The sequence below is a fragment of the Erysipelatoclostridium sp. An15 genome, assembly GCF_002160675.1.
In the GTDB taxonomy this organism is placed as follows: domain Bacteria; phylum Bacillota_I; class Bacilli_A; order Erysipelotrichales; family Coprobacillaceae; genus Thomasclavelia; species Thomasclavelia merdavium.
Window position 1 is genome coordinate 1 of sequence record NZ_NFLA01000005.1, and the last position, 12754, is coordinate 12754.

General features: G+C 28.0%; 11 protein-coding genes. 2 read left to right on the top strand and 9 right to left on the bottom strand.

All coding sequences use genetic code 11. The features are described from left to right. Positions 1–89: 89 nt before the first annotated feature. The 6 genes from B5E92_RS02985 to B5E92_RS03010 form a co-directional block, all read right to left on the bottom strand. Positions 90–227 carry a helix-turn-helix domain-containing protein gene (locus tag B5E92_RS02985; protein ID WP_087299078.1) on the bottom strand — a complete coding sequence of 46 codons (138 nt, stop codon included), beginning with the start codon at positions 225–227 and terminating at the stop codon, positions 90–92. A 199-nt stretch (positions 228–426) separates the two neighbouring features. Continuing rightward, positions 427–2154 (bottom strand): ABC transporter ATP-binding protein, encoded by a 1728-nt coding sequence (locus B5E92_RS02990; protein WP_087299080.1) that lies wholly within the window; start codon positions 2152–2154, stop codon positions 427–429. Next, entirely contained in the window at positions 2129–4267 is a 2139-nt protein-coding gene (locus B5E92_RS02995) for an ABC transporter ATP-binding protein (RefSeq protein WP_087299082.1), read from the bottom strand. Before B5E92_RS02995 ends, B5E92_RS02990 begins: the two co-directional genes overlap by 26 nt. Before the next feature lie 478 nt (positions 4268–4745). Continuing rightward, complete coding sequence (locus B5E92_RS03000; RefSeq protein ID WP_087299084.1) at positions 4746–6341, bottom strand: AarF/ABC1/UbiB kinase family protein; 1596 nt, start codon at positions 6339–6341, stop codon at positions 4746–4748. Continuing rightward, positions 6328–6624 (bottom strand): phasin family protein, encoded by a 297-nt coding sequence (locus B5E92_RS03005; protein ID WP_087299086.1) that lies wholly within the window; start codon positions 6622–6624, stop codon positions 6328–6330. The genes B5E92_RS03000 and B5E92_RS03005 overlap by 14 nt, the downstream gene beginning before the upstream one ends. 412 nt (positions 6625–7036) lie before the next feature. After that, positions 7037–7414 (bottom strand): hypothetical protein, encoded by a 378-nt coding sequence (locus tag B5E92_RS03010; RefSeq protein ID WP_087299088.1) that lies wholly within the window; start codon positions 7412–7414, stop codon positions 7037–7039. Positions 7415–7849: 435 nt separating this feature from the next. Here B5E92_RS03010 and B5E92_RS03015 point away from each other — a divergent pair, with 435 nt between their 5' ends. Further along, positions 7850–8749, top strand: coding sequence for a glycosyltransferase family A protein (locus B5E92_RS03015; RefSeq protein WP_087299090.1), 900 nt, complete (start codon positions 7850–7852; stop codon positions 8747–8749). A 6-nt stretch (positions 8750–8755) separates the two neighbouring features. Next, positions 8756–9511 carry an alpha/beta fold hydrolase gene (locus tag B5E92_RS03020; protein ID WP_087299092.1) on the top strand — a complete coding sequence of 252 codons (756 nt, stop codon included), beginning with the start codon at positions 8756–8758 and terminating at the stop codon, positions 9509–9511. Between the two features lie 70 nt (positions 9512–9581). Here B5E92_RS03020 and B5E92_RS03025 read toward each other — a convergent pair whose 3' ends face one another. The 3 genes from B5E92_RS03025 to B5E92_RS03035 form a co-directional block, all read right to left on the bottom strand. Next, on the bottom strand, positions 9582–10352 hold the full coding sequence (locus B5E92_RS03025; protein ID WP_087299094.1) for an ABC transporter ATP-binding protein: 771 nt from the start codon (positions 10350–10352) through the stop codon (positions 9582–9584). Next, on the bottom strand, positions 10349–11644 hold the full coding sequence (locus B5E92_RS03030) for a hypothetical protein (RefSeq protein WP_087299096.1): 1296 nt from the start codon (positions 11642–11644) through the stop codon (positions 10349–10351). The genes B5E92_RS03025 and B5E92_RS03030 overlap by 4 nt, the downstream gene beginning before the upstream one ends. 174 nt (positions 11645–11818) lie before the next feature. Beyond that, on the bottom strand, positions 11819–12649 hold the full coding sequence (locus tag B5E92_RS03035; RefSeq protein WP_087299098.1) for a histidinol-phosphatase HisJ family protein: 831 nt from the start codon (positions 12647–12649) through the stop codon (positions 11819–11821). Positions 12650–12754: the final 105 nt, after the last annotated feature.

A 12754-nucleotide genomic window follows, 5' to 3' on the forward strand; every position in this document is an offset into this window, starting at 1 on the left:
AAAGATTCCGACATTTTAATCAGTTCACATCAAAAAAGACCAATTATCATCAAAGATAGTTGGTCTTATGTTTTTATTTATCGGAATCTTTAGAAAGTCGGGATATCCCGCTCCCATTTTGATACCGCTTTATCAGTAACCCCCATTTTTTCAGCTAACTCAAGCTGTGTCATTCCCTTTTCTTTACGTAATGAAACAATTATATTTCCAAAAGTTTGTTTTTTCATTATCTATTCACTCCTTTGACAACTTTTATGATAGCATAATCTCTTTTCTATACTCCACCGACTGATAGTTGAGTTTACTCAACTTATAGTTTATCACATGTTTAGTAATATAAATTATTATTTAAAATAAAAACATAGGTATTTCAAGTTGATACCTATGTTTCTAAAAATCCCCTTTATCAAAAACTATATTTCTTTTTTAATTATCTTTATCATCTTTTAAGATCGTAGCAATTTCATAATCTTTAATACTTCTTATATTTATTAAAAGCATTACCAGATAAATAATATTCAATACTATAATAACACCAGCATTAATTTCAATTCCTCGATTTCCTATCAACAATAAATAAAGTAAACTTTCACCCATTAAAACAATATCAATAATAATTAACTCTTTGAACTTTTCTTTTATATAACTGCTTTTAATCTTTGACAGTAATACTAAACAACTAGCTATAATCGCTAAATTCCCTGATACTTGTCGCCATTGTTTTTTCAAAGAATAAATCGTATAAATAAGCAAGGTTGTAAAAATTACAATTACTACAGCTTTAAATACTAATTCAAAAATTCCCATCTCATTATTAATTCTTTCCATATTTTCAACAAATAAATTCGTAGTTTCTAACTGTGTATTTTTTGAAAACCGGTAATAATCATTTTCGATGTTTTTAGAATCACTATGATAAACATAATAATCCATATCTTCACTAATACTACGAGTCTGTTTAAAATAATCATTTGAATAATATACCTGTAATACATTTTGAACATCATCTTCATAGACAATTCCCGCAATCTCAAAAGTATCTTCATTACTAAAGAAATCAATTTTATAACTTAAATTCATTTCCTGACCAATCAATTTTTCTTTTGATACGCCCTGACTATCCATTAAGACTTTAGCAACATTTTGATTAATTATAATCTCATTACCGTTTATTTCCTTTTGACCATAAAATTCTAATTCTTCATTGTTGGTAACTATAGGTACTACATTTATCCGATATTTACGTCCATCAAGAATAATATTATCAAACTTAACGATTCTTTCACCAGGAACCCTGACCGGATTTTCTTCATCATCATTAGTAACTTCAATATATATTTCATAACTGTTTAAAATTTTTAATGATTCTATCGGTTTAAAAATTGTAAAATAGGTTTGCAATGAAACTAAAGCTGTTAAAGCAATCACCAGAATAATCAATAGCTGAACTATCGAACTGTGATGCAGAATTTTTCTGATTATCTTTTTTAAATATTTTTGATCCGGTTTAGGCAACAAAACATCTTTAGCTTCTACTACTTCATTGTCTATTTCATCATTGCTTTGGAGTTTTTTATCAATTATTTCATAAACAGCTGGTTGATATTTTTCAATCAGTTCTGTTTCATGACTTGCTAACAAAACTATCTTTTCTTTTGCAAGCGTCGTTAAAAGTTCCATTACATTTTGTTTATTTTCCATATCTAAAGATTCAGTCGGTTCATCACAAATGATGATTTCTGGATCCATCATTAAGGCTCGAGCAATTCCAATACGCTGTTTTTGACCACCAGAACATTCATCAGGATAATGATCCATAATATCTTGTAAACCTAAAATTTCGATAATCTCCTGTTTTTTATCAAAAGTTATATGATAAAGATTTTCAAACAGATCAATATTTTCAGCTACCGTCAAATTATTAATCAGCTCATAAGTTTGAAAAATATAAGCAATCTTAGTTCCTTTCTCTATTACTCTTTTACCACCATCAAAATCTTCATATCCAGCAATAATATTCAATAATGTTGTTTTACCACTACCACTTTCACCTTTAATCAGATACAATCCACACTTAGAAAAATCAAAATCAAGTCCATCGAATACTGTTTGTCTGCCAAAACTCTTTTTAATTCCTTCTAATCCGTATTTCATAGCTTATTCCCTTTATCAATAACATTATAATAATCGCCAATATTATACTGATTCCAAAGTCACTTAAATTAAATGTCAGTATTTCACTATATTCATATCTGAATGCTATTTCATTGATCTTTTCAATCAGTGGCTGTAATAATATCAGCCAGACTATTACTCCTGTTATTATACTTATCCCTTCTATCATAAATGTTATTCGCTTTGCTTTATATCCAGCTTCCTTGATTATCTGTCCTTCTTTTTTCAATCTTCGATTACTTAATATCTCATAACCAATCATTACCATTATTACTAATATGATCATTATCATACTGATTCCCCAGTATAGTATCGGATTATTATATTCCTGACTGCTTTTTTCATTACTTGCATAACTTACATAATGACTGTCTGTACTAGCTGATATTTCATCAATTTTACTGCTTATTTCATCACTATTGCTTTCTGGATCAATTAAATAATAAGCATATTGATATTCTAAATATTTCGGATTCATTTGATAATTTTCCTCGATCCATTTATCATAAACACCATTTCTTAGATACACCTGGTTTTCATAATTATTTTTATAATCTGTTATCCCGACAATCTTGCAAGAAAAATAACTTTCTTCATTATTTCCTTTTTTTAATGGGTCTTGAGTTTTAAAATATTCATAAGGATGCCATGAACCATCAACCAAGTCTAATTCTTTTCCTATCAAATCTTCGTAGCTGGATACTGATTCATTTGACAATAGCTCATCAGCTACTGTTAATGATATGATTATTTCATCATCGCTTTTCATCTGATTGCCATATAATAATGAAAACTGATAATCATTTTTCATCTGATAAACTACCATATCTAGATAAAATAAATTATTAAAGTAAATAGAAGTACCTATTAAATCATTCGGATAGTAACCTGCACAATCTTTAAAACCATTATAACCATAAAAATAAACAAATATTTTTTCGTTACGGATTTCATGTTCAGGTCCCCCTTCACTTTCAAATAATTCTATACTAGCTGCTAGTTTTTGAGTGCTTGGTCGTTTCGGATCTGCTGTCTCTAATACTTTCTTAGCTTCATCATATGTATACATAGGTAGATAAATTGACCAATCATAAATACCTGTATCCCATCCTGCTCGATATCCTATTACCTCATCTACTTCATTCAATACATTTTGAACATCCTGCTTGGTATAAAAATCATATGTGGAATATATTGGTTCAACAACCTGATAAGATTCTGCCGTTTTATTTTCATCGCTTTTATTTTCTTCATTACCGATTGTTATTAACAGATTTTCTCCTGTTGTCCATTTATATTTGGCATCACTCTTTCCTGATACTGAACTGAAAAAATTGATCCCGGCATATAAAGAAAATATCAATAGACTCATTATCACTGCTTTTATTAGACTGTCTCCCGGTCTTGAGATTATCATCTTTTTAATCAGATACAGATATTCTTTTACTGGTCGATTTATTTTTCTAGACTGTTTTAAATGATATTCTTTTTGTTCACTGATAATCTTATCTTCACTTATATATCCGTTTTCCAGTTTACAGATTCGACTGGCATACTGATTACATAAAGCTTTGTCATGACTTACTATTAACACTGGAATATTTTTCCCCGCTTCTTTTAATGCTTCCATGACAAGTTTACTATTGGCTGCATCTAATGCGGCTGTCGGTTCATCACAGATCAGTAAATCCGGCTGACTTAACAGACACTTTAACACCTGTACTCTTTTCTTTTGACCGGTTGATAATTTCTTTACTTTTTTATCCTTATGTTCAAACAAGCCAAACTGTTTTAATTTCAAGTCTATCATTTCTTTATCTTTGCACAGCATAAACAGATTATCAAAAACACTTAGACTTTCCATCAGATTATATTCCTGTTCAACATATTCAACATTTCCCTCTAATATCATAGTACCGGTATAATCATGATCACGTCCAGCTAAGATATTTAATAATGTTGTTTTACCACTGCCGCTTTTACCGATAATAAATGTCAAACCAACAGTATTTAAAGTAAAATTTAAATCTTTTAAAACATGAACATCATTTAATTTATTATGATATGTTTTGTTGATATTATCTAATCGCATTCTTCTCCCTCCCTATAAAAAGCAAAAGGAAATTTGAGGTTTGATCCAACAAATTTCCTTTTAGCTATAAAATTATTTTATTATTGTACCTATAAAATGTTTTAATAATATCCTGATTATTATATTTTGTTACAGTCCAACGTTTTGATTAATTTTATTTAATTTAAAATGCTATAAATGATACAGCTATTATATCCCTTAATGTACCTTTAAAATAACACCCACAATTTATTATTCATACTTTAGTAAACTAACTAGAAATATTTAATACATATTGATAATGATTTTATAAGATTTTCCCCTCATATAGAAATCAAAATTATTATGTATCTTATTGGATCAATATTATCTTTGTTACTTATATTATAAATGAAAAGAGATATATATTGAATAGAATCTGCATAAAATACAAAAATCACGCATATTATTCATATAAATAATGCTATAAACTCTAGTTAGAATTTATAGCAATCAAATATTATTTATTTTTTCTTCTTTCTTTTAAAACAGTAAATAATAGCCATATTCCTAATCCTACCGCTGTCATAAAGCCAATAAAACCTAAAGCTGGTATTCCAAAAACTTTAGGAGTCATTTGGGTTGTACAAAGCAAACTGCTTGCCATCAATAATCCAGCACTGATAATTCCTACAATTAATTTATTGACCATATGATTTATCGCTTTCATAGGAACGCTTGATTCCATAATATCTAAATTAACCTTTAATCTTCCTTTCATTATCATTCGAATAACTTCTGAAAGCTGAACGGGAAGATTTAATATATTTTGACTAGCATCATATACCTTTTTAGCTGAGTTTGTTAATTCTTTTTTAGCATCAAACTCTTTTGACATATGACTAGCAACATGATTAGCAGCAATTTCAATAATGCTAATATGAGGATCTACTAACATTACTGTACTTTCGATAGTTACCAACCCTCGTGCTAACATGCTAACACCTTTTGGCATTGAAATGCGGTGTTTATGAGCAATCATAAAAATTTCCTGAACCACATCTCCTAGATTAATATCTGTTAAGTCCATTGTTACATAGTGCTTCATAAATGTTTCAATATTATCATAAAATAAAGCATAATCAATACGATTATCATGCTTGCCTAATGTCAAAATTACATCAACAAGTTTTTGCGTATCATTTTGCCCAATAGCTAAAACTGCGTCTTTCAACAAATCTTTATCACAGCGATTTAAAATACCCATCATCCCAAAGTCGATCCAAACGATTTTTCCATCACGGATTCTTAAATTACCAGGATGAGGATCAGCATGAAAAAAACCATCATCTACAATTTGTTTAATATAATTTTCTGCTAATTTTGCGGCAATTTCTTTTAAATCATAACCTGCATCTTTTAATGTGATTCGATCATCAATTTCATAACCATCAATATATTCCATCACAAGTACTTTACTAGTACTATACTCATCAATAATTTCTGGAACTGCTATGTAATTAATATCTTGATGAAAATGTGCAAATCTTTTAGCAAAACTGGCTTCATTTAAAAAATCCATTTCTTCTTTGGCAGTATGCCAAAATTCATCTAAAACGATATTTAAATCAACAACACTACCTAAAACATCATTTAACTTTAAAATCTTTACTGCACGACGGATCAAAGAAATATCTCTTTCCATCATCTCATAAATACCAGGACGTTGAACTTTTACTACAATCTGACGTCCGTCTTTTAATATTGCTTTATGAACCTGAGCAATCGAAGCACTTCCTAAAGGATTAACATCAAAATCAATAAAAACCTGTTTTAGATCTTCTTGATATTCATTTTCAATGACCCTCTTTACTACATCTAAACTCATTGGAGCAACATTATCTCTTAATTTCACCAATTCTCGACAATAACGCTGAGAAAACATATCTTGTCGAGAAGCCATTATTTGACCAATCTTAACAAATGTTGGTCCCAGATCCTCTAAAATCATTCTAAACTTTACCGGATCAATTCCTTTTGTTATATGATGTTTTCTCAGTATTGCCAGAATCTGTGCTAGACGCCTTTTAGTACTCAAACTATTATTTTGATTCATTCTTTGATTTTTGTAATTCTTCTATTTTTTGTTTTAATTTTTCTAAGTCATCTACGTCCATCTTTTGTAAATCTTGTTCAACTGTTTCTACACTTACAGGTTGTCTAAGTTTTTCAGCAACATTATGTTTAAGTTCTTCATTTAAAACTTTTCCTTGTTCAACCGTTAATTCACCTTTTTTAACTAAATCTTCAACAACTTCTTTAGACTTTTCAGCAGTTATGGCAACTGCACCAATTCCTACTAATAATAACTTTCTTAAATCTTCACTAAAATTATTCATAACGCATCCTCCTTTGTTATATATACTTATTTTACAACGAATTTATATAAATGTGTAGTTTTACAAAAGATAAAATAAAAGAGAAACTAATGCATAGTATCCCTTATTATTCATCATTAATATTTATTTTTATATTTAATAAATAAACCCGCTCCAGCAACACTTACTACTACAGCTGCTATGGCTACAACTTTTTTAATCATCTTTGCTCCTCCATCTTTAAACTTTTTTTCTAGCCAACAAACCAGTACCAATTAACGCTATTGTTACAATTACTACAATAACTACTCTTATTAACATTTAATTACCTCCTCTTTAAATAAAATATTTGTTTATTTTAAAAGAATTGTTTAAAAAATATTAAAAATCTACACAGTATATTCTACAAACTGATTACCTTGTAACTCTTTAGCTAAAGTATCTGGCAAATATAAATTTGATTTTTTTGTAATGAATAACCAGCATTTTTTAAAACATCTGCAACAAAATAAGAACAAAAATAATGATTATTAATTCTAATCGGTATTTTTAAAAACGCCCCAATAAATTCAATAATTGAATATCTATAATCTCTTTCATTTTCTAAAATCAAATATATTTCTTGTTTAATTAAGTTATATTGCTGTTTATCAACATCTATATAACAATACGCATAATTATCACGCCAATTTTGGGGTATTTTTGATCGTTTTTTTTCCTTGGAAAAACCTTTAAAACAAAAACTATAAAAATCATTTTCATTTAAACCAATAGCTACATGAGTATAGCGATGCTTTAATATCTTATACATAAAAGTCGATACTATTCCTTTAGCTACTGTGAATTTAACAACTACTCTTTCAATGCTTCATCACCTCCATGTCCTGGTAATAGAATAAATAATTAGTATTTAATAAGTGTTGAAATAATATTAATCATTTAAATTTATTAATATCCTTTAACATTTTTTTAACAACCCTATGTTATAATCCTAGCGAAATAAACGGAGGGATTAGTATGGTTAATATTTTAGTTGTAGATGATGAAAAAGAACAAAATCAAATTATATGCAAGTTTTTAATGAAAAATAATTAGTATTATAAACAACTATGTACAAGAGTTTTCGTTTTGAAAACTCTTTTTTATTATTATACCGACCATTTTTTATAAATTATTATTTTTTACATTGTAAAGAAACAATAAAAATAAGATAATTTAATTAGGTAAATTAAAGGAGGAAATTTTCATGGAAACAAATATCGAAGCCGTTATCACAAGTTTTAATCAAGGTTCAATGATTTTAGAAGCAGTTCAATCATTGTGTAAACAAACTATCGCACCTAAAAGAATTATTATTGTTGATGATGGTTCTACCGATAAACAATCACTTAATATCTTAGATAATATAAATACCGATCCTAATATAACTATTCCATTACTAATAATAAAACAATCAAATCAAGGGGTATCTGCTGCTAGAAATACCGGTATTAGCCAAACAAAAGCACCATTAGTTTTAGTGCTTGATGGCGATGATCAATTAGAACCATCATATATTGAACAAGTTAGTCAATTATTTCATAATGATCCATCAATGGTCGCAGCATCATCATGGATGAAAACATTTGGTACACTCGAAGCAACAGTCTGTCCTTCTGGCGGTAATATAATCCCATTTCTTTCACGAAATTGCTGTCCTGCCACTCATATTCTTCGCCGTGATATTTGGCAACAATGTGGTGGCTATGATGAATCGATGCGTTCTGGATTTGAAGACTGGGAATTCTTTTTAAGCATGCTTGAATGTATACCAGAAGCAAATATCGGTATCGTTGAACAAGCATTAATTGATTATCGTACTGCTCCAGCTTCATTTAATATTAAAAGTATGTCAAAAAGGCTTGAATTAATGCATTTTATTATTGAAAAACATTTTGAATCTTATCAAAAACATCTTACTGATGCAATACTTGGTATTGAGTCAATATCGATGGCTAGACTTAATGGTTGGGAAAATGAAATAATTCATTCAATAAATACTAACCAATCTTTAAGCAAAGAAGCAACAAAATTTATTGAAAGTCCTTCATATGGTGATGGTGGTATGGCAGCAGCGATTAGAATAGTTTCAATTAAACAAGGGTAAAAAATAATGAAAATTTTAGAATATGGTAATCCAAGTAATGACAAAATAATTCTAATTCATGGTTTTGAAAGCCCGTATCAGATATGGCAAGATTATATCGATTTTTATAAAAAAGATTATTGTTTAATTGTTCCAATATTAACTGGTCACAATGTTGATGATAAAGAAGATTTTATTTCATTTGAAAGATGTGTAAAAGAATTAGAAAGCTATTATATAACTAAATATGGCAATAAAGTATATGCAATTTATGGGATGAGTATGGGTGGTATTGTTGCTAGCTATATATGGCAAAACCAGAATATTGAGATAACAAAACTGATTTTGGAAAGTTCACCGCTTCTTCCTTTTGGAAAAGTATTAATAAATATTTTAACAAAACAGTATTTATCAATTACTCATAAAGTTAAAATTCGTGATGAAAAAACAATAAATCAGGCTATTAATACAATAATAACAATCGATAAACTTGATCTGTTTTTACAACTAATAGATCATATTTCTAATACAACAATTATAAATTATATAAAAGAAGTGGGAAAATTTAAATTACGCAATGATATTGATACTCCTAATACTAAAATATATTATTTATATGGCTCTACTATAAATGAAATATTATTTAAAAAAGTTGCTAAATATTTAAAAAAACACTATCTTAATACCAATACAATACTCTTAAAAAATAAAGGTCACTGTGAAGATGCTTTAATCAATCCTCAAAACCATATCATAACAATAAACAAAATACTTAAAGATTAATTATTTTATTTAACCGCTATTAAAAATGTGGATAATTAAATCCACATTTTTAATACAAAATTTTATCTTTTTAATCAGTAAAAAGCATCTGAGCATCTTTTGAAGTTATATTGATTATTTCATAAAAATATTCTTTTTGACTCATATTATTTTTTTCTAACTCTTTAACTATTTTTCCATCAGTTATATATATTAACTTTGATGAATATGAGGCAATTTGAGGATCATGTGTAACCATTACAATTGTTTTTGACTGCTCTTGATTCATTTTTCTTAATATCTGCAATAATTCATGAGAATTTTTGCTATCAAGATTCCCTGTTGGTTCATCGGCAATTATCAGCTTAGGATCAGTAACCAATGCTCTGCAGATTGCAGCTCTTTGTTTTTCCCCTCCTGAACATTCATCAGGAAACTTATCAAGTAATTTACTGATATTTAATAGCTTGGCCATATCTTCTACTTTCTTTTTCATATCTGGTGTTTTATTTTTTTGTAATGATAAAGGAGCAGCAATATTTTCATAAATTGTCAAAGACTGTAACAGGCTGTAATTTTGAAAAATGAACCCTAATTTTTGAAACCGAAAATTTCCTATCTCTTTTTCACTCATACTATTCATTTCATTGCCATCAATATATACCTGTCCTTTGGTTGGAATATCGATTGTAGAAATATTATTTATCAATGTTGATTTCCCAGAACCAGAAGGTCCCATAACACATATAAAATCTCCCTCATAAACTGTTAATGAAATATCTTTCATTGCTGTAAAAGGATTTTTAGTATCAAGATCATATATCTTGCTTATATTTTTTGCTTCTAATAATACTTTTTTCATACTGCCTGATTCTCCTTTTTAATCATAAATTTTAAATACAGATTATATGTTACAAATATCGATAGTATGATCGGTATGATATATATTGCAATTAAAATCATCAGCTTTAAAACAGTTAAATCATTATTCATTATATACCTTGTGCCAATTGATAAGACTAACGGCAATGGTAAAAATATGATTGTACAATAATATATTATTACTTCCTGACGAATAATCTTTTTTATTTCTTTTTTGGTATAACCGATCCTGTTTAAACAGACAAACTCATTTTTTCTAATCATCATATTATCAATAAATTTATAGACAATACCTACTACAATTAATATCGCCATTACTATATAGCTTATTAATCCTGTAATATATTCATTTGTAATTTTATCCTGACTTATCAGTACTGGTATCAGGCCACATACTAAAACAAGCATTAACATTAAAAATATAATTGTCCCCTGTAAAGAAACAACATAGTTTGATAATGATATATATAGATGCTCTTTTTCTAATCCACCTTTATTTTTCCACATCTGGATAATTTTTGGTATTGTCCGTTTAAATAAACCATATATACTTATTACCCCAACAGCTGCTGGAAAAATATATGCCGTTAACTGATGTTTTTGGAAGAAAACAAGTGATATTGACCAGAGATAGATGACAATATAAATCAATGAACTTTTATTATGTTTCTTGATCTTCACTTTTTTATTTGCTTCTGCTCTACCTAACAATACCTGCAAAGTATTACGATGTGAAAATCCCGCAACTGCTACACAGATAGCCATTAAAATCGGTACTAATGACAATAACACATTGATATAAGTAGTAATTGGTATTTTATAAACTACATCTATTCCTAGATATGAAAACATAAACATATATATTAGTTTTAAAATTCCGGTTCCTAAAAGCAAGGCTACAGGCACAATACCAATAAACATGATTGCAACCTGCCACAAAACAAATTTAGCAACATCGATGATATTCCCACCAGAAATTAACAGCAATGCAAATGAATCGGTTTGGCTGCTAAGATAGTAATTACTAGCATATAAAATCATAACCCAGCATAATGCAATTACAATAAATGGTAATCCTTTAGAAAGCGGAATACTCATTTCTCTAAAAGTACCCGCACCAATAACCGGATCATTTTCAATTAATAATGGATTATCAATAAAATCAGTAAATATAAAACTAATAATCAAAGCTACCAGTAAAACAATTGAATAACTAATACATTTATTAAATTCCCTTTTCAACATCTTTTTAGCAAAGCTAAATACATCCATAAAATCATCCCCTTCTAATAACAATAAAAGTATTAATTAATTCAAATTAATAAATATAATATTTATAATTATTATATCACACTTTATTTAAAATAGATTTTTATTTATAAAATTTCACAAATTAAAAGGACTAAAAATAATTCATAACAGCAACTATTTTTAATCCCTATTATCTTAAATATTTAAAAAATCACTAACTGGTCTTTCTACAAAACCATCTTTTGTTAATTCTATCATTGTAGTAAAACCACAACTTTGTATTAACTCAAGAGATTCTTGATAATAACAATCTAACATCTCTTTATTATGACAATCACTATTTAAACAAATCTTTCCACCATGATCATAAATGTATTTAAGCAATGTTTTATGAGGATATGGTGTTTTTCTTTGACCACGAGCAATAGCTCCTGTATTAACTTCAAATATTTTATTTTTTGCAAGTAATTGATCTATACAGTTATATGCTAATTTTAAATAATCTGGGTCATCAAATTTAATAAATTCTTCATTTTCATTAAACTTAGTTAATAAATCAACATGACCGACAATATCAACTTCATCCATATTAGCTATCTTTTTAACTTCTTCAAAATAGCTTTTAGCATAGTTTAAAAAACTACCATAATATTCAACAATCTCCTTAGTAACATCGCTACTAAAATCAACCGCTAAATATTTATCCCCAGCCTTAACAAAATGAACACTGCCAATTATATAATCATAAGGATCATGTTTTTTAAAACGTTGTCCTAATACATCTTGTTCAACCCCTAGAAAAATATTAATCTGATCTTGATATTTTTCTTTAACTGCTAATACATCTTCAATATATTTTTTAGTATTGTTTTCATCCATAGAATAATCATCAACATTACGACAATTCCCATGTCCTGAAAAACCTAATACATTGAATCTTTTATTTATTGCTTCTAAAGCCATTGCTTCAATTGTATCTTTACCATCACAATAAATAGAATGAGTATGTAAATTCTGTTTTATCATCTTATCACTTCCTATCGTTTTATTTGTATATATTATAACTAAATTATATTATTTTTCTATTGTCTATTAAAGATTAAAAGGCTGTTTAATCTTTGATTAAACAGC

What these genes read in the sequence shown, in the direction of transcription:
- B5E92_RS03030 (WP_087299096.1), bottom strand. Translation starts at nt 11,644, where the DNA reads ATGGATGTATTTAGCTTTGCTAAAAAGATGTTGAAAAGGGAATTTAAT.
- B5E92_RS02995 (WP_087299082.1), bottom strand. Translation starts at nt 4,267, where the DNA reads ATGCGATTAGATAATATCAACAAAACATATCATAATAAATTAAATGAT.
- B5E92_RS03025 (WP_087299094.1), bottom strand. Translation starts at nt 10,352, where the DNA reads ATGAAAAAAGTATTATTAGAAGCAAAAAATATAAGCAAGATATATGAT.
- B5E92_RS02985 (WP_087299078.1), bottom strand. Translation starts at nt 227, where the DNA reads ATGAAAAAACAAACTTTTGGAAATATAATTGTTTCATTACGTAAAGAA.
- B5E92_RS03000 (WP_087299084.1), bottom strand. Translation starts at nt 6,341, where the DNA reads ATGAATCAAAATAATAGTTTGAGTACTAAAAGGCGTCTAGCACAGATT.
- B5E92_RS03010 (WP_087299088.1), bottom strand. Translation starts at nt 7,414, where the DNA reads ATGTATAAGATATTAAAGCATCGCTATACTCATGTAGCTATTGGTTTA.
- B5E92_RS02990 (WP_087299080.1), bottom strand. Translation starts at nt 2,154, where the DNA reads ATGAAATACGGATTAGAAGGAATTAAAAAGAGTTTTGGCAGACAAACA.
- B5E92_RS03015 (WP_087299090.1), top strand. Translation starts at nt 7,850, where the DNA reads ATGGAAACAAATATCGAAGCCGTTATCACAAGTTTTAATCAAGGTTCA.
- B5E92_RS03005 (WP_087299086.1), bottom strand. Translation starts at nt 6,624, where the DNA reads ATGAATAATTTTAGTGAAGATTTAAGAAAGTTATTATTAGTAGGAATT.
- B5E92_RS03020 (WP_087299092.1), top strand. Translation starts at nt 8,756, where the DNA reads ATGAAAATTTTAGAATATGGTAATCCAAGTAATGACAAAATAATTCTA.
- B5E92_RS03035 (WP_087299098.1), bottom strand. Translation starts at nt 12,649, where the DNA reads ATGATAAAACAGAATTTACATACTCATTCTATTTATTGTGATGGTAAA.